Origin of the sequence: Burkholderia sp. S171 (assembly GCF_009766085.1) — a bacterium.
Taxonomy (GTDB): Bacteria; Pseudomonadota; Gammaproteobacteria; order Burkholderiales; family Burkholderiaceae; genus Caballeronia.
Genome location: NZ_LMUF01000061.1, coordinates 177,351 through 193,380 on the forward strand (window position 1 = coordinate 177,351; position 16,030 = coordinate 193,380).

A 16,030-nucleotide genomic window follows, 5' to 3' on the forward strand; every position below is an offset into this window, starting at 1 on the left:
CTTCGGTTTGAAGCCGCCGGTGGCGGGTGCTTCTTTCGCTAACGTATCGCTCATTCGACCCAGTCTCCTGATATGTAGAACGCGTTACTTGTCTTGTGAAAAAAGCGTCTCTGCGCCTTCGGGCAGCGCCTGGGCCGACGCTTTCACGCGGCGCAGCACCGACCAGTAATACCGATAGCTCGCGCGATCGTGCAGTGTGTCCTGATAGCGCGTCGGTCCCCACTGCGCGTTTTGCGCGGCGAGCAAAATCTCCGTAGCGGTCGCAATTTCATCTTGCCGCGGCAGGAAGGCATCGACGATCGGCCGGATCTGATCCGGGTGGATGCTCCACATGCGCGTGTATCCAAACTCGTTGCGCGCACGCTGGGCATCGCCCGCGACCACGCTCATGTCGCGCACTTCCGTGGAAACGTTATGCGACGCCACTTTGCCATGCGCGTGGCAAGCCGCCGCGATCTCGAGTTTTGCGCGCCGCACGAGCGGATGATCGAACTGGCCGGGCGAGCGCATCGCGGTGTCGGGGATCGCGCCGTTATGCGCCGATACAAAATCCATCAGCCCGAAACTCAACGCTTCGACGCCCGGAAGCGCCGCGAGTTCGAAGACCTCGGCTAGCGCGCCATGCGTTTCGATCAGCAACTGACACGGGATAGCTTGCTTGATCCCAAACTCACAACGCGACGCTTCGACGAACGAGACCATCTCGACAGCGTCGAAGACGCTGCGAATCTTGGGCAGGGTGATATAGGCGGGTGCTTTCCTGGCCGCGCGCAGGATGATGCGCACGTCGTCGCGCCATGCGCGGTTCTGGAAGTCGTGAATACGTACGCCAACGCGGCCAAAGCGGTCGTCCTCGCTGCCGAGAAACGATGCCACCAGTTCCGCGTGCGACGCTTCCTGACCGACTTGCGCGCCGTCCTCGCAGTCGAGCGTGACGTCGAACACCGGGCCGAGTTGCGCCTGCAGGGCGAGCGATTTCCGGATCAGCTTTTCGCTTCCTGCGTAGTGATCGCAAGGGGGCATCACAGCGGGTGGAACGTCGCCTTTAAACAGGACTTCGGCGGGGGTGAGAGCGCGCATCGTCGGCGTCGGGTTGCTTGTAAAGAGGGTGGAAACCGCGGATTCGGGTGGGTTCGGACTTTATGTCAAACGCTAAAGATCAACCGCCAAACGCACTCGAATCAGCAGCGAGCGCCGGCCTTGCGGCCGGGCGCTCGCGTGAAACGCAAAGACTGCCAGACGCGCTTACTTGCCCAGCAGATGCGCAACGCCTTCACGCTCTTCGAGCAATTCGTTCAGCGTGCCGGTCATCTTCTCGCGCGAGAACGCGTCGATTTCCAGGCCTTCAACGCGCTTGTATTCGCCGTTTTCGCACGTCACGGGCACACCGTAGATGATGTCTTCCGGGATCTCGTACGAACCGTCGGACGGAACGCCCATGGTGACCCACTTGCCGTTCGTGCCGAGCACCCAGTCACGCACGTGGTCGATAGCCGCGTTAGCTGCCGACGCTGCCGACGATAAACCACGCGCTTCGATGATCGCCCCGCCGCGCTTGCCAACCGTCGGGATGAACGTGTTGCGGTTCCATTCGTCGTCGTTGATCAGCTTGGTCAGCGAGCCGCCGTCGACGGTAGCGAACCGGAAATCCGGGTACATGGTCGGCGAGTGATTGCCCCACACGGCCAGTTTTTCGATCGATGCGACCGGCTTGCCCGACTTCGACGCCAGTTGCGACAGCGCGCGGTTGTGGTCCAGACGCAGCATGGCCGTGAAATTCTTCTTCGGCAGGTTCGGTGCCGACTTCATCGCGATGTACGCGTTCGTGTTGGCCGGGTTGCCGACCACGAGCACCTTCACGTCGCGGCTTGCCACCTCATTGAGCGCCTTGCCTTGCACCGTGAAGATTTCTGCGTTGGCGGACAGCAGGTCCTTACGCTCCATGCCTTTCGAACGGGGACGGGCGCCAACCAGCAACGCGACGTCAGCGTCCTTGAACGCGACTTTCGGGTCGTCGGTGACGACCACGCCGGCCAGCAGCGGGAATGCGCAGTCTTCCAGTTCCATGACTACGCCCTTGACGGCGCCTTGCGCCTGCGGCAGGTCGAGCAACTGAAGGATGACCGGCTGGTCTTTGCCTAGCAGGTCGCCATTGGCGATGCGGAACAGCAACGAGTAACCGATTTGACCTGCGGCGCCGGTGACGGCAACGCGCTTTGCGGACTTAGCCATTGAGACACTCCTGAACGGTGCGTGAAACGCTAGGGGAAAACGCCATTTTAGGCGCGTTACGCGAAGCGTTGATGAAGCAAGTGAATCGAACTGCGCGGGCTGCCCTGAAAACCCAATGGCGTCGCGCCTGAAGCGAGATTGTCATTGTCTTTCCGGTAGCATGCCGGCAATCGCAGCCCAACCCTCGTGCTGGAAATCTGGCGCGGTGAGCATGGGATTTGCGACGGATCCTGCTGGTTCAGCGCCGCTTGTACGCCTTTACATGTCTCTCGCCCCATGCGTCGCGTTTTCGAAAAGCGCGCGGGCGTTGCAAGAGCGGGGCACTGGCAGCGGCAGCGAACACGAAAGCCGTTCGGCTTGAAGCGATGAGCGGTAGGGCGTTTTGGGGCGTTCTGGTAGCTGGCACAAGGCCGGCCGACGCACCGGGCACGCTGCATGACACGCGCAGCATCCCGCAAACCCTTGCTCGCCAAGGAGTGTAGGATTCGATGAAGGCAAAGTCAACCGTATCATATGTCTTATATAAGACATAGGAATGTCCGGGAAAACGCTAGACGCGACTTGGCGCTTTATGATGAAATGCGCGCATGAATTCGAACCCAGCGAGCACCACGAACCTTCCCGGCGCTGCCGGCGCGACGGAAGTCGTGCCCGCTTCGTCGCCGACGTTCAGCCCGCTATACCAGCAGATCAAGGCCCTGATTACCCAGGGGCTTGAATCGGGCGAATGGAAGCCCGGCGAAATGATCCCCAGTGAAGTCGAACTGGCCGCTCGCTACAAGGTGAGCCAGGGGACGGTGCGCAAAGCCATCGACGAACTCGCCGCCGACAACCTGCTCGTGCGGCGCCAAGGCAAGGGCACGTTTGTTGCAACGCACAACGAAGATCGCGTACAGTTCCGCTTTCTCCGGTTGCTGCCGGAAGACGGCGACCTTCATCCCCACGTGAGCCGATTGCTGGAGTGCCGCCGTTTGCGCGCACCCGCCGAGATCGCTCGCCAACTGGACCTGAAACCCGCCGACCCGGTTGTATGTATCAAACGCTTGCTGCAGTTCGACGGCGAAACCACCGTCTTCGACGAAATCTGGCTGCCCGGCATGGTTTTCCGCGGGCTGACGGCTGAGCGCCTGGCAGATTACAAAGGTCCGCTTTATGCGATGTTCGAAACGGAGTTCGGCACGCGCATGATCCGGGCATCGGAGAAAATCAGGGCGGTGGGCGCGGACGACGCAGTGGCGGAACTGCTTGGCGTGGCTGCCGGCTCGCCGTTATTGTCGGTCGAGCGGGTGTCGTACACCTATGGCGACCGGCCGGTGGAAGTGCGGCGCGGGTGGTATGTCACGAACGGCTATTACTATCAAAACGATTTGAGTTGAAACGGGACGTGGACGGCTTGGCGGCAGACCCAAAGGGCGCCTTAAAAGCTTTTCTCACGCGATTAGCAATAGCCTCTTGCGCGGCATTTCGCTGCAGCGCGATATAAAAAGGCGCTAAAATCGCGGACTAGTGTGATAACAAAGTTGGGGTCTAGCATGGCTGAAGCCGCAAAAAAACCAAGACCTGAGTACCGGAATATCGGAATTGCTCAGCTAGCAACCTACCGCCTGCCACTAGCGGGAAAGGTGTCAATTCTTCACCGCATCAGTGGTCTGCTTCTATTCGTATCGCTGCCGTTTCTGCTCTATCTGCTGGACCAAAGCCTGACGTCGGAGATCAGTTTCGATTCCTTCAAGGGCTTCCTCGCCAATCCCCTCGTCAAGATAGTCGTCCTCGTGCTTTCGTGGTCCTTCCTGTTCCACTTTTGCGCCGGCATCCGCTTCCTGCTGCTCGACACCCATCGCGCAGTGAGCAAGGAAGGCGGCAAGCAGACCTCCATCGTCGTGCTCGTGGTGTCATCTCTGCTGACAATCGTCGTTGCGCTTAAACTCTTCGGAGCCTTCTAAGAATGGCAGCGAATAACAACAATCGAATCGGTCCCAAGCGCCTCGTCGTTGGCGCGCACTACGGTTTGCGCGACTGGCTGGCGCAACGCATTACCGCCGTCGTGATGGCCCTGTACACGCTGGTCCTGCTGTTCTGGTTTTTCGGTGCACGTGATTTTTCGTACGACGGCTGGGCATCCATTTTCGCCATGCAATGGATGAAGCTCGCCACCTTCGTAGCCTTGCTCTCGCTCTTTTATCACGCGTGGGTCGGCATTCGCGACATCTGGATGGACTACGTGAAGCCGGTTGGCTTGCGCCTGTTCCTGCAAGTGGCGACGATCCTCTGGCTGGTCGGTTGTATCGGCTACGCGGCACAGATTCTCTGGAGAGTGTAAAGAATGGCTGCAATTAAAACGTCCCTGCCGCGTCGCCGTTTCGACGTCGTTATCGTGGGTGCAGGTGGTTCCGGCATGCGCGCGTCGCTGCAACTCGCCCGTGCGGGTCTGTCGGTCGCGGTGTTGTCGAAGGTATTCCCCACGCGTTCGCACACCGTCGCGGCTCAAGGCGGTATTGGCGCGTCGCTCGGCAACATGAGCGAAGATAACTGGCATTACCACTTCTACGACACCATCAAGGGTTCCGACTGGCTCGGCGACCAGGATGCGATCGAATTCATGTGCCGTGAAGCGCCCGGCGCTGTCTATGAACTTGAACACATGGGCATGCCGTTCGACCGTAACGCGGACGGCACGATCTATCAGCGTCCGTTCGGCGGCCACACGGCGAACTACGGCGAAAAGCCGGTGCAGCGCGCTTGCGCCGCCGCCGACCGTACCGGCCATGCGCTGCTGCACACGTTGTATCAGCAGAACGTCGCTGCCAAGACGCACTTCTTCGTTGAATGGATGGCGCTGGACCTGATCCGCGACGCCGACGGCGATGTGCTCGGCGTGACCGCCATGGAAATGGAAACGGGCGACGTCCACATCCTCGAAGGCAAGACCACGTTGTTCGCCACGGGCGGCGCGGGCCGGATCTTCGCGGCATCGACCAATGCGTTTATCAATACCGGCGATGGACTTGGCATGGCGGCCCGCTCGGGCATCGCTTTGCAGGACATGGAATTCTGGCAATTCCACCCGACCGGTGTAGCGGGTGCGGGCGTGCTGATTACCGAAGGCGTACGCGGCGAAGGCGGCATCCTGCGTAACTCGGATGGCGAGCGCTTCATGGAACGCTACGCACCGACGCTAAAGGATCTGGCGCCACGCGACTTCGTTTCGCGCTCGATGGACCAAGAGATTAAAGAAGGCCGCGGCGTAGGTCCTAACAAGGATCACGTCTTGCTGGATCTGTCGCATATTGGCGCCGAGACCATCATGAAGCGTCTCCCGTCGATCCGCGAGATCGCGATGAAGTTTGCGAACGTGGACTGCATCAAGGAACCGATCCCGGTCGTGCCGACCATCCATTACCAGATGGGCGGCATTCCTACGAACATTCACGGTCAGGTCGTGGGTACGCTCAAGGGCGGCTACGAAGAGCCGGTCAACGGCTTCTACGCCGTCGGCGAATGCTCGTGTGTATCGGTGCACGGCGCGAACCGCCTGGGCACGAACTCGCTGCTGGACCTGGTGGTGTTTGGCCGCGCGGCCGGTAACCACATCATCAAGCATGCGCTGGACATGAAGGAACACAAGCCGCTGCCGGCCGATGCCGCCGACGCCGCGCTTGAACGCCTCGCCGTGCTGGAGAATTCGTCGTCGGGCGAATACACGCAGGCGATTGCGAATGACATCCGAGCCACCATGCAGGCGCACGCCGGCGTGTTCCGCACGTCCGCGCTGTTGTCGGAAGGCGTGGACAAGGTCAAGGAATTGTCCGAGCGCGTGAAGCATGTGCATCTGAAGGACAAGTCGAAGGTGTTCAACACGGCGAAGGTGGAAGCACTGGAACTGGCGAACCTGATCGAAGTGGCGCGCGCGACCATGATCTCGGCCGAAGCACGCAAGGAAAGCCGCGGTGCGCATGCGCACAGCAACTTCGAAACGCGTGACGACGAGAACTGGATGAAGCACACGCTGTGGTTCAGCGAAGGCGACAAGCTCGATTACAAGCCGGTGCACATGACGCCGCTGACGGTTGAATCGGTGCCGCCGAAAGCGCGTACCTTCTAAGGAAATCGAAATGGCAAAGCGTACTTTTGAAATTTACCGCTACGATCCGGACAAGGACGCGGCACCCCGCATGCAGACGTACGAGATCGAGATCGACTCGCACGAGCGCATGTTGCTGGACGCGCTGCTGAAGCTGAAGTCCGTCGACGAAACACTGTCGTTCCGCCGTTCGTGCCGTGAAGGCGTGTGCGGTTCGGACGCCATGAACATCAACGGCAAGAACGGTCTGGCCTGCTTGCAGAACATGAATGACCTGCCGCAGAAGATTGTGTTGCGGCCGCTGCCGGGCCTGCCCGTTGTGCGCGACCTGATTTGCGATTTCACGCAGTTCTTCAACCAGTATCACTCGATCAAGCCGTACCTGATCAACGACACGCCGCCGCCGGAAAAAGAGCGTCTGCAAACGCCGGAAGAACGCGACGAACTCGACGGCCTGTACGAGTGCATCCTGTGTGCTAGCTGCTCGACTTCATGCCCGAGCTTTTGGTGGAACCCGGACAAGTTCGTGGGTCCGGCGGGCTTGTTGCAAGCCTATCGGTTCATTGCGGACAGCCGCGACGAAGCGACGGGTGAACGTCTCGACAACCTGGAAGATCCGTACCGTCTTTTCCGTTGCCACACAATCATGAATTGCGTCGATGTGTGCCCCAAGGGACTGAATCCCACGAAGGCTATTGGCAAGATCAAAGAATTGATGGTGCGCCGCGCTGTCTGAGAAGGACTTGTGTCATGAATGACTCCGGGCATCAGTCCGACCCTCTACGTCGCGCGCGCCTTCGCTGGCGCGCGCGACGCGGTCTGCTGGAAAACGATCTGATCTTTGAGCGTTTTTTCAGCCGATATGAGCATGACCTCAGTGACGCGGACGTTGGTGTGCTGACGCAACTGCTGGAACTGAGCGACAACGACCTGATGGACTTGCTGCTTGCACGCAAGGAACCTGAAGGCGAACTGGCCTCGCCGGATATGACCCGCGTGCTGGAGATGCTGCGCTCTGCCTGAGTTAGTCCACTGAGCCAGCCCACGCGGCGCGTGCAAGAGTCGTGCGAATTATCGAAAACCTGTTTCCATACTTCGATTGAGGATGTGCTATGACCCCGTCAGATGTTAAAGCCACGCTATCGTTCAGCGACAACTCGCCGAGCGTTGAAATGCCGATCTACAAGGGCACCCTGGGCCCGGACGTAATCGACATCCGCAAGCTGTACGGCCAGACCGGCAAGTTCACCTACGATCCGGGCTTCATGTCGACGGCGGCGTGCAATTCCGCAATTACGTACATCGACGGCGATAAGGGTGAGTTGCTGTATCGCGGGTATCCGATTGAGGAACTCGCGGTCAAGGCCGACTTCCTGGAGACCTGCTACGCGCTGCTGCACGGCGATCTGCCGACGGTCAAGGAGAAGGAAGACTTCGTTGAAACCGTCACGAAGCACACGATGGTTCACGAGCAGATGCATTTCTTCTACCGCGGTTTCCGTCGCGATGCACACCCGATGGCGGTGCTCGTGGCTGCAGTCGGTGCGTTGTCGGCGTTCTATCACGACTCGCTGAATATCAACGACCCGCGTCATCGTGAAGTGTCGGCCATTCGCATGATCGCGAAGCTGCCCACGCTGGTCGCCATGGCGTACAAGTTCACGATCGGCCAGCCGTTCGTTTATCCGAAGAACGACCTGTCGTACAGCGCGAACTTCATGCACATGATGTTCTCGAACCCGTGCGAAGAGTACAAGGTCAACGACGTGCTCGTGCGCGCGCTGGATCGGATCCTGATCCTGCATGCGGACCATGAGCAGAATGCGTCGACGTCGACCGTGCGTCTGGCTGGGTCGTCGGGTGCGAATCCGTTTGCTTGTATCGCAGCAGGGATTGCTTGTTTGTGGGGCCCGGCGCATGGCGGTGCGAATGAAGCCGCGTTGAACATGCTAGAAGAGATTGGCTCGGTCGACAACATTCCTGAGTTCATCAAGCAGGTGAAGGACAAGAATTCGGGCGTGAAGCTGATGGGCTTCGGGCATCGCGTTTATAAGAACTACGATCCGCGCGCGAAGCTGATGCGTGAAACATGCCATGAAGTGCTTGAAGAGCTGGGTCTGCACGATGACCCGTTGTTCAAGCTGGCCATGGCGCTGGAAAAGATCGCGCTGGAAGATGAGTACTTTGTGTCGCGTAAGCTGTATCCGAATGTCGATTTCTATTCGGGTATTGTTCAGCGCGCGCTGGGCATTCCGACGGCGATGTTCACGTGCGTGTTTGCAATGGCACGGACGGTGGGCTGGATTGCACAGTGGAACGAAATGATCGCTGATCCGGAACAGAAGATTGGCCGTCCGCGTCAGTTGTTTATCGGCGATACACCGCGCGAAGCGAAGGCGATTGATAAGCGGTAAGTTGCATTAAGTAGTGGTTTGAGGAAAGCCCCGGCGGATGTCTGCCGGGGCTTTTTGCATTGTTGAGCCTGATTGTTTCTCTGGCTTCTGTTCGTCCTTCGCGCTCGCTCCAAACCCCACCTGCCCAAGCCAAAACTCACGCAAACACGAGCAATATCAACATGCGACTTGTGTAGTAATGCCAAGATATCCAGGCTTACTGACCCTGCGGGCTTGCCCGCAAATTGCACGAGGAGCTACCGATGTTTCCAGAATTTCGCGATCTGATTTCCACGCTCAAGACAGAAGATGCCCACTTCGCCCGACTGTTTCAGCGTCACAACGAACTGGATCATGAGATCAAGAACCGGGAGACCGGGCCGCTGCCCGCGGACGGTCGCGCCATCGAAACGCTCAAGAAGGAAAAACTGCTTTTGAAGGACAAGCTCTACGTTGTCTTGAAGAAGGCCGCGACGCCGGCTTAAGCAGGCAGCGCCTCGTTAAACCTGAGAGACGGGGCGCCTAGTTATAAGGAACAGACTTTGACATCACAGCACGACAAATCCGACGCTCGCCATTCAGCCGTGCGAAGCGTCGCTCGCGGCGACGTTCTAGAGACCCGCACTCCGCGTGCCGCACAGATCGATGAAACTGGCCGCGCCGTCGAGGCCGCCAACGAACAAATTTCGAGCACTTTGCAGCATGTCCTGTCGACGGGTGCGGCGCAGGACCCGGGCACGCTGATGGACACTATCAAGACATTGATGAGCGGCCTCTCCCCCGATGAAACCACTGCTCTCCGCAGCGTCATGCTGGAAGGCGATCCGGCGCTTTGGCACGCTCGCGCATCGCGGCATCCCGACGACGAACTCGCGCGTGACTGGCGTGGGGGCGGGTATCCGTATCGGAACCTGATGTCGCGCCACGCGTACGAGAAGCAGAAGTATGCGCTGCAAGTCGAGTTGCTGAAGTTGCAGGCGTGGGTACGGGAGACCGGGCAGCGTCTGGTGATCCTGTTCGAAGGGCGAGACGCTGCCGGTAAGGGCGGCGCTATCAAGCGCTTTATGGAGCACATGAATCCGCGAGGTGCACGGGTTGTCGCGCTCGAAAAGCCGACCGAGTCCGAGCGCGGTCAATGGTACTTCCAGCGTTACGTTCAACACCTGCCGACATCGGGCGAAATCGTGCTGTTCGATCGCTCTTGGTACAACCGGGCGGGCGTTGAAAGGGTGATGGGGTTTTGTTCGGAACATGAATACAACGACTTCATGCAGCAGGTTCCCGAGTTCGAACGGCAACTTGTTCGAAGCGGCATGCACGTCGTCAAGTTCTGGTTTTCGGTGAGCCAGGAAGAACAGCGCCGGCGTTTCAAGGAGCGGGAGATTCATCCGCTCAAGCAATGGAAACTCAGTCCCGTCGATCTTGCGTCGCTGGATAAGTGGAATGAATACACGGACGCGAAGGAAGCAATGTTCGCGCAAACGGATACGGCGGATTCTCCGTGGGCGGTGGTCCGCTCGGATTGCAAGAAACGGGCGCGGCTCAATGCGATGCGCCATATCCTGCATAAGCTGCCGTATGCGAATCGGGATGTTCGCGCGATTGGGACGGTTGATCCGTTGATCGTGGGGCGGGCTTTGTAGGTAGGTGAGGGGTTGTTGATACGTTCGACGGGTGTAGGTGCAATCAGCGCTTACACCCATTTTTATGTCCGGAAGTTCGCTCCCTGGGCGCTGTTTCTACACCAAGTCACTGGGAGCCGGATATGACCGATCAAGACGCAAATAGAGCAACACGTATGGCGAGCGATGACCCCGTTTTCATCGCAGGCCGTGGCCGTCCAGGCCATGTGCTGCCGCTCATCGAACAGTTTCCATGCGGCGCCGACGCTTCCGACGCGAGCATCGTCGAGTGGTTAGCTGCGCCAGACGCCGCAGATATCGAATTCGAGGCGCCACAATCAGGCCGGTTATTCCGCGCCGCTGACTTCTCCTGATTTGCTTCCTTAATAAGCCATCGAGGCAGCTAAACGGCTGATTCTTTTCTGCATTTCGGTCGAACAGCCCATCCCGGTACTCCGCATACAGGTAGCTCCACTACCACCCTAACTCACTGTTTTATATAAGTTTTTTCGCGTTTACTAGCGCAATCCACGGCCCTGCGTGGCATAATCATCAAACCAAAAAACACCCCCGCAGTCACAACACTGAAAAGACCATGGCCCAGACCCTGTACGACAAGTTGTGGAACTCGCATGTGATCCACACCGAAGAAGACGGTACGTCCATCCTCTACATCGACCGTCATTTGCTCCACGAAGTGACCAGCCCGCAAGCATTCGAGGGTCTGAAACTGGCCGAACGGCCGGTGTGGCGGATCAGCGCGAACCTGGCGGTGTCCGACCACAACGTGCCCACCACGGACCGCTCGCACGGCATCGCTGACCCGATCTCGAAGCTGCAGGTCGACACGCTCGACAACAACTGCGACGCCTACGGCATCACGCAGTTCAAGATGAACGACTTGCGGCAAGGGATCGTGCACATCATCGGGCCGGAACAGGGCGCCACGCTGCCGGGAATGACAATAGTCTGCGGCGACTCGCATACCTCCACGCACGGTGCGTTCGGCGCGCTGGCGCATGGCATCGGTACGTCGGAAGTCGAGCACGTCCTCGCCACGCAAACGCTGCTGCAAAAGAAGAGCAAGAACTTGCTCGTCAAGGTCGAAGGACCGCTGCCGCGCGGCTGCACAGCGAAGGACATCGTGCTGGCCATCATCGGCAAGATTGGTACGGCGGGCGGCAACGGTTACGCCATCGAGTTTGGCGGTTCGACCATCCGGGCACTGTCGATGGAAGGCCGCATGACGGTCTGCAACATGGCCATCGAAGCGGGCGCACGGGCAGGCATGGTTGCCGTCGATGAAACCACCATCAACTATCTGAAAGATCGTCCGTACTCGCCGCACGGCGCGGAGTTCGAGCAGGCAGCAACCTACTGGCGTACCTTCACGTCCGATCCGGGTGCGACGTTTGATCGTGTCGTGGAGTTGAACGCTGCTGAAATCGTGCCGCAAGTGACGTGGGGCACGTCGCCGGAAATGGTGACGTCCATCGACGGCCGCGTGCCCGATCCCGAGCGCGAAAAGGACCCGGTCAAGCGCGATGCGATCGAACGCGCGCTGAAGTACATGGCGCTCGAACCGAACACGCCGATGCAGTCAATCAAGCCGGACAAGATTTTCATCGGCTCGTGCACGAATGCGCGGATCGAAGACTTGCGCGCTGCCGCGTATGTGGTGAAAACGCTCGGTCGTCGCGTTGCACCGAGCATCCGTTTGGCGATGGTCGTGCCGGGTTCCGGTCTCGTGAAGGCGCAAGCGGAACGCGAAGGGCTCGACAAGGTGTTCCTCGATGCCGGTTTTCAGTGGCGCGAACCCGGCTGCTCGATGTGCCTCGCGATGAACGCCGACCGGCTGGAGCCGGGCGAGCGCTGCGCATCTACATCGAATCGCAACTTCGAAGGGCGTCAGGGCGCAGGCGGCCGTACGCATCTGGTGAGCCCGGCAATGGCGGCGGCAGCGGCTATTGAAGGTCATTTCGTCGATATCCGCGAACTGGCATGAGGCGCGTCTTTATTGTGCTGGCGTTGATCGCTGTCGTCACTGGCGCTGCGGGCTGCAATACGGTCCACGGCTTTGGCGAGGATCTGCATCACCTCGGCAACTCGATCAGCAACGCGGCCGACAAGTAAGCGGCTCCAAAGAACGGTCGAGCTAACCAAACCGCAAACGGGTAAAGCATCATGGAAAAATTCATCGTACATAGCGGGCTCGTGGCGCCGCTGGATCGCGACAACGTCGACACGGACGCGATCATTCCGAAACAGTTTCTCAAGTCGATCAAGCGCACGGGTTTCGGCCCGAACGCTTTTGACGAATGGCGTTATCTCGATGTCGGCCAGCCCGGCCAGGACAATTCGAACCGGCCGCTGAATCCGGATTTCGTGCTGAATCAGCCGCGCTACCAAGGCGCGTCAATCCTGCTGACGCGCAAGAATTTCGGCTGCGGCAGCTCGCGTGAGCACGCGCCCTGGGCGCTGGACCAGTACGGTTTCCGCGCGATCATCGCGCCGAGTTTCGCCGACATCTTCTACAACAACTGCTTCAAGAACGGTCTGCTCCCGATCGTCCTGACCGAAAGTCAGGTCGACAGGCTGTTCAACGAAACCTACGCGTTCAACGGGTTCAAGCTGACGGTCGATCTGGAGCGCCAGGTGGTGCTGACCGGCGACGGCACGGAATTCTCGTTCGAAGTCCCGGGCTTCCGCAAGTTCTGCCTGCTGAATGGTTTCGACGACATCGCGCTGACGCTGCGCCATGCCGACAAGATCCGTCAGTTTGAAAACGAGCGCCTCGTGAAGCAGCCGTGGCTGAATAACCGCCTCGTCGGCTAAGTACGAGCAAGCAGGGGCAAGCACGAGCACGTGCGAACGCGCTTGAATAAACAAGATCAGAAAAGGAAGGAAACACCATGAAGATTGCAGTGCTGCCCGGCGATGGAATCGGTCCGGAGATCATCAAGGAAGCCGTCAAGGTCCTGAATGCGCTCGACGAAAAGTTCGAGCTCGAAGAAGCGCCGGTTGGCGGTGCGGGCTACGAGGCGAGCGGCCATCCGCTGCCGGAAGCCACGCTCGCGCTGGCAAAAGCATCGGACGCGATCCTGTTCGGCGCTGTGGGCGACTGGGAATACGATTCGCTCGAACGCCCGCTGCGTCCGGAGCAAGCCATCCTGGGTCTGCGCAAGCATCTGCAATTGTTCGCGAACTTCCGTCCGGCCATTTGTTATCCGCAATTGACGGCGGCTTCGTCGCTGAAGCCGGAGATCGTGGCGGGGCTGGATATCCTGATCATCCGCGAACTGAATGGCGATATCTATTTCGGGCAGCCGCGCGGCGTGCGGTCATCGCCGGATGGCTTGTTCGAAGGCGCGAAGGAAGGCTTCGACACCATGCGTTATTCCGAGCCGGAAATCCGTCGCATTGCGCACGTGGCGTTTCAAGCCGCGCAAAAGCGCGCGAAAAAGCTGACGAGTGTCGATAAAGCCAACGTGCTGGAAACGTCGCAATTCTGGCGCGATGTGATGATCGATGTATCGAAGGAATATGCGGACGTCGAGTTGTCGCACATGTACGTGGACAACGCGGCCATGCAACTGGTGAAGGCCCCGAAGGCGTTCGACGTGGTGGTGACCGGCAACATGTTCGGCGACATTCTCTCTGACGAAGCCGCCATGTTGACGGGTTCTATCGGCATGTTGCCGTCCGCCTCGCTCGATAAAAACAACAAGGGCTTGTACGAGCCGTCGCATGGTTCGGCGCCGGATATCGCGGGCAAGGGCGTGGCGAATCCGCTGGCGACCATTCTCTCGGCCGCCATGATGCTGCGCTACTCGCTCGGCAAGCCCGAGCAGGCTGACCGGATTGAAACGGCGGTGAAGAAGGTGCTCGCGCAGGGTCTGCGTACCGGCGACATCGCGACACCGGACGGCCGTACGGTCGGCACGCAGGAAATGGGCGACGCGGTTATCGCGGCGCTTTAAATCGGGCAACGCGCTTTTTCATCGGAAGGGTTGACTCCACGCGTTAGCGAAAAATTCCGGTGGGAAAGCGTCTCGCGGCGGACGTGTTTTTAAGATGCCGCCGATCGCGATATTTCATCTCGATTCGTCGCTTTTAGCGCACGAACCACGTCAAAAGGCGTGGAACGCTCGCGCGGAGGGACGAATATGCGGGTTATCGTGTAGACTCTTTTGTTATGGCGAAGATCTCTTCAATCTCTCTGGACTCGATTTCATGCGGCGGCATTAGCTCAGGCGCCCGCACGACTCGTCTCGCCATTACGCGTCTGGACATGCATCTGGGTACCGTTGCGCTGTCCAAACGCATTACGAAAACCACTTCCCTCAAAACGATCACGTTCAGCTGATCGCCTGTCGTGCCCGCTCATCTTCCCCGCGCGGCCACGCCGGCGGAGGGTCTGGGCCAAGCGGGGAAATGTCCACAAAAAAGGTTAGTCATGAACGTAGGTCTCGTTGGTTGGCGCGGCATGGTCGGCAGCGTCCTGATGCAACGCATGCAGCAGGAAGGCGATTTCGACCTGATCGAACCGGTGTTTTTCAGCACCAGCAATGCGGGCGGCAATGCGCCGTCGTTCGCGAAAAACGAGACGAAACTCAAGGATGCGACAAGCATCGACGACCTGAAAAAGTGCGACGTCATCATTACGTGCCAGGGCGGCGATTACACCAACGAGGTGTTCCCGAAGCTGCGCGCGGCCGGATGGAAGGGTTATTGGATCGACGCGGCTTCGTCGCTGCGCATGAAGGATGACGCGGTCATCATTCTCGACCCGGTGAACCTGAGCGTCATCAAGGATTCGCTGGTTAAGGGCGGCCGGAATTTCATCGGTGGGAATTGCACGGTCAGCCTGATGCTGATGGCGCTGGGTGGCCTGTTTAATCAGAACCTGGTCGAATGGACGACCGCCATGACGTATCAGGCGGCTTCCGGCGCAGGCGCGCAAAACATGCGCGAGCTGCTGCAGCAAATGGGCGTGCTGTATGGCGCGGCCAAGGAAGATCTGGCGGACCCGTCGTCGGCCATTCTGGATATCGACAAGCGTGTTCAGGCAGCCATGTCCAGCGATCGTATGCCGATCGATAACTTCGGCGTGCCGCTGGCCGGCTCGCTGATTCCGTGGATCGACAAAGATCTCGGTAACGGCATGTCGAAGGAAGAATGGAAGGGCGGCGCGGAAACCAACAAGATTCTGGGATTGCCCGCTATGGGCGAGCCGGGTTCGGTTCCCGTCGACGGCCTGTGCGTGCGGATTGGCGCCATGCGCTGCCACTCGCAGGCATTGACCATCAAGCTCAAGAAGGACGTGCCGCTGGACGAATTGCATGGCATTTTGGCGTCGGCGAACGATTGGGTGAAGGTTGTCCCGAACGAACGTGAAGCGTCGATGCGCGATTTGTCGCCGGCGGTGGTCACGGGTTCGCTGACGGTGCCGGTTGGCCGCTTGCGTAAGCTCGCCATGGGCGGTGAATATCTGTCGGCGTTCACGGTCGGTGACCAGTTGCTGTGGGGCGCGGCGGAACCGCTTCGCCGGATGCTGCGCATCCTGCTGGACAAGTAAAGTAAACTACGCGCCACGACGCGCTGTAGTTCAATGAAGCGTCGCGCTTGCGCGGCGCTTTGTCGTTTTGCGGCTGGATTGCCGGTATTGCGCAACCGGTCTGCGGCCAGTTTTGGATGTCGCC

17 protein-coding genes are annotated in these 16,030 nt (G+C 59.3%); 15 read left to right on the top strand and 2 right to left on the bottom strand.

Annotation, left to right across the window (positions count from 1 at the left end):
- Positions 1 to 84 precede the first annotated feature (84 nt).
- Together GSQ93_RS34090 and GSQ93_RS34095 are read right to left on the bottom strand one after the other, a co-directional pair.
- A complete protein-coding gene (locus GSQ93_RS34090) occupies positions 85 to 1,080 on the bottom strand; it encodes a CoA ester lyase (RefSeq protein ID WP_158940323.1) in 996 nt (331 codons plus the stop codon).
- A 165-nt stretch (positions 1,081 to 1,245) separates the two neighbouring features.
- The gene (locus tag GSQ93_RS34095; protein ID WP_158940324.1) at positions 1,246 to 2,232 is read right to left on the bottom strand and encodes a malate dehydrogenase; all 987 of its coding nucleotides are present in this window, start codon (positions 2,230 to 2,232) and stop codon (positions 1,246 to 1,248) included.
- Positions 2,233 to 2,819: 587 nt separating this feature from the next.
- On the opposite strand from GSQ93_RS34095, the gene GSQ93_RS34100 reads away from it, so the two are divergent.
- The 15 genes from GSQ93_RS34100 (at position 2,820) to asd (ending at position 15,906) form a co-directional block, all read left to right on the top strand.
- Complete coding sequence (locus tag GSQ93_RS34100; protein WP_158940325.1) at positions 2,820 to 3,608, top strand: GntR family transcriptional regulator; 789 nt, start codon at positions 2,820 to 2,822, stop codon at positions 3,606 to 3,608.
- Between the two features lie 156 nt (positions 3,609 to 3,764).
- Positions 3,765 to 4,175, top strand: a complete 411-nt coding sequence (gene sdhC, locus GSQ93_RS34105) for a succinate dehydrogenase, cytochrome b556 subunit (protein ID WP_158940326.1) — start codon at positions 3,765 to 3,767, stop codon at positions 4,173 to 4,175.
- A gap of 2 nt (positions 4,176 to 4,177) precedes the next feature.
- The gene (gene sdhD / locus GSQ93_RS34110) at positions 4,178 to 4,552 is read left to right on the top strand and encodes a succinate dehydrogenase, hydrophobic membrane anchor protein (protein ID WP_089162203.1); all 375 of its coding nucleotides are present in this window, start codon (positions 4,178 to 4,180) and stop codon (positions 4,550 to 4,552) included.
- A gap of 3 nt (positions 4,553 to 4,555) precedes the next feature.
- Positions 4,556 to 6,334, top strand: coding sequence for a succinate dehydrogenase flavoprotein subunit (sdhA, locus tag GSQ93_RS34115; RefSeq protein ID WP_158940327.1), 1,779 nt, complete (start codon positions 4,556 to 4,558; stop codon positions 6,332 to 6,334).
- A gap of 10 nt (positions 6,335 to 6,344) precedes the next feature.
- Positions 6,345 to 7,049, top strand: coding sequence for a succinate dehydrogenase iron-sulfur subunit (locus GSQ93_RS34120; protein ID WP_031362534.1), 705 nt, complete (start codon positions 6,345 to 6,347; stop codon positions 7,047 to 7,049).
- Positions 7,050 to 7,063: 14 nt separating this feature from the next.
- Complete coding sequence (locus GSQ93_RS34125; protein WP_047847465.1) at positions 7,064 to 7,336, top strand: succinate dehydrogenase assembly factor 2; 273 nt, start codon at positions 7,064 to 7,066, stop codon at positions 7,334 to 7,336.
- Positions 7,337 to 7,425: 89 nt separating this feature from the next.
- On the top strand, positions 7,426 to 8,727 hold the full coding sequence (gene gltA, locus GSQ93_RS34130; protein ID WP_158940328.1) for a citrate synthase: 1,302 nt from the start codon (positions 7,426 to 7,428) through the stop codon (positions 8,725 to 8,727).
- 242 nt (positions 8,728 to 8,969) lie between these two features.
- Positions 8,970 to 9,191 (top strand): YdcH family protein, encoded by a 222-nt coding sequence (locus GSQ93_RS34135; RefSeq protein WP_158940329.1) that lies wholly within the window; start codon positions 8,970 to 8,972, stop codon positions 9,189 to 9,191.
- A 156-nt stretch (positions 9,192 to 9,347) separates the two neighbouring features.
- Positions 9,348 to 10,349 (top strand): polyphosphate kinase 2, encoded by a 1,002-nt coding sequence (ppk2, locus tag GSQ93_RS34140; protein WP_158940382.1) that lies wholly within the window; start codon positions 9,348 to 9,350, stop codon positions 10,347 to 10,349.
- Positions 10,350 to 10,471: 122 nt separating this feature from the next.
- On the top strand, positions 10,472 to 10,702 hold the full coding sequence (locus GSQ93_RS34145) for a type II toxin-antitoxin system Phd/YefM family antitoxin (protein ID WP_158940330.1): 231 nt from the start codon (positions 10,472 to 10,474) through the stop codon (positions 10,700 to 10,702).
- A 221-nt stretch (positions 10,703 to 10,923) separates the two neighbouring features.
- The gene (leuC, locus tag GSQ93_RS34150; RefSeq protein ID WP_158940331.1) at positions 10,924 to 12,333 is read left to right on the top strand and encodes a 3-isopropylmalate dehydratase large subunit; all 1,410 of its coding nucleotides are present in this window, start codon (positions 10,924 to 10,926) and stop codon (positions 12,331 to 12,333) included.
- The gene (locus tag GSQ93_RS34155; protein WP_158940332.1) at positions 12,330 to 12,461 is read left to right on the top strand and encodes an entericidin A/B family lipoprotein; all 132 of its coding nucleotides are present in this window, start codon (positions 12,330 to 12,332) and stop codon (positions 12,459 to 12,461) included. The genes leuC and GSQ93_RS34155 overlap by 4 nt, the downstream gene beginning before the upstream one ends.
- A 51-nt stretch (positions 12,462 to 12,512) precedes the next feature.
- The gene (gene leuD, locus GSQ93_RS34160) at positions 12,513 to 13,163 is read left to right on the top strand and encodes a 3-isopropylmalate dehydratase small subunit (protein WP_158940333.1); all 651 of its coding nucleotides are present in this window, start codon (positions 12,513 to 12,515) and stop codon (positions 13,161 to 13,163) included.
- 77 nt (positions 13,164 to 13,240) lie between these two features.
- Positions 13,241 to 14,308 (top strand): 3-isopropylmalate dehydrogenase, encoded by a 1,068-nt coding sequence (gene leuB, locus GSQ93_RS34165; RefSeq protein ID WP_158940334.1) that lies wholly within the window; start codon positions 13,241 to 13,243, stop codon positions 14,306 to 14,308.
- Between the two features lie 476 nt (positions 14,309 to 14,784).
- Positions 14,785 to 15,906 (top strand): aspartate-semialdehyde dehydrogenase, encoded by a 1,122-nt coding sequence (gene asd, locus GSQ93_RS34170; RefSeq protein ID WP_158940335.1) that lies wholly within the window; start codon positions 14,785 to 14,787, stop codon positions 15,904 to 15,906.
- The last annotated feature ends 124 nt before the right edge of the window (positions 15,907 to 16,030 follow it).

Coding starts and splice junctions, on each gene's coding strand:
- leuC (WP_158940331.1), top strand. CDS start 10,924: ATGGCCCAGACCCTGTACGACAAGTTGTGGAACTCGCATGTGATCCAC.
- GSQ93_RS34145 (WP_158940330.1), top strand. CDS start 10,472: ATGACCGATCAAGACGCAAATAGAGCAACACGTATGGCGAGCGATGAC.
- GSQ93_RS34155 (WP_158940332.1), top strand. CDS start 12,330: ATGAGGCGCGTCTTTATTGTGCTGGCGTTGATCGCTGTCGTCACTGGC.
- GSQ93_RS34100 (WP_158940325.1), top strand. CDS start 2,820: ATGAATTCGAACCCAGCGAGCACCACGAACCTTCCCGGCGCTGCCGGC.
- sdhD (WP_089162203.1), top strand. CDS start 4,178: ATGGCAGCGAATAACAACAATCGAATCGGTCCCAAGCGCCTCGTCGTT.
- GSQ93_RS34120 (WP_031362534.1), top strand. CDS start 6,345: ATGGCAAAGCGTACTTTTGAAATTTACCGCTACGATCCGGACAAGGAC.
- asd (WP_158940335.1), top strand. CDS start 14,785: ATGAACGTAGGTCTCGTTGGTTGGCGCGGCATGGTCGGCAGCGTCCTG.
- leuD (WP_158940333.1), top strand. CDS start 12,513: ATGGAAAAATTCATCGTACATAGCGGGCTCGTGGCGCCGCTGGATCGC.
- GSQ93_RS34135 (WP_158940329.1), top strand. CDS start 8,970: ATGTTTCCAGAATTTCGCGATCTGATTTCCACGCTCAAGACAGAAGAT.
- GSQ93_RS34125 (WP_047847465.1), top strand. CDS start 7,064: ATGAATGACTCCGGGCATCAGTCCGACCCTCTACGTCGCGCGCGCCTT.
- GSQ93_RS34095 (WP_158940324.1), bottom strand. CDS start 2,232: ATGGCTAAGTCCGCAAAGCGCGTTGCCGTCACCGGCGCCGCAGGTCAA.
- GSQ93_RS34090 (WP_158940323.1), bottom strand. CDS start 1,080: ATGCGCGCTCTCACCCCCGCCGAAGTCCTGTTTAAAGGCGACGTTCCA.
- leuB (WP_158940334.1), top strand. CDS start 13,241: ATGAAGATTGCAGTGCTGCCCGGCGATGGAATCGGTCCGGAGATCATC.
- sdhA (WP_158940327.1), top strand. CDS start 4,556: ATGGCTGCAATTAAAACGTCCCTGCCGCGTCGCCGTTTCGACGTCGTT.
- sdhC (WP_158940326.1), top strand. CDS start 3,765: ATGGCTGAAGCCGCAAAAAAACCAAGACCTGAGTACCGGAATATCGGA.
- gltA (WP_158940328.1), top strand. CDS start 7,426: ATGACCCCGTCAGATGTTAAAGCCACGCTATCGTTCAGCGACAACTCG.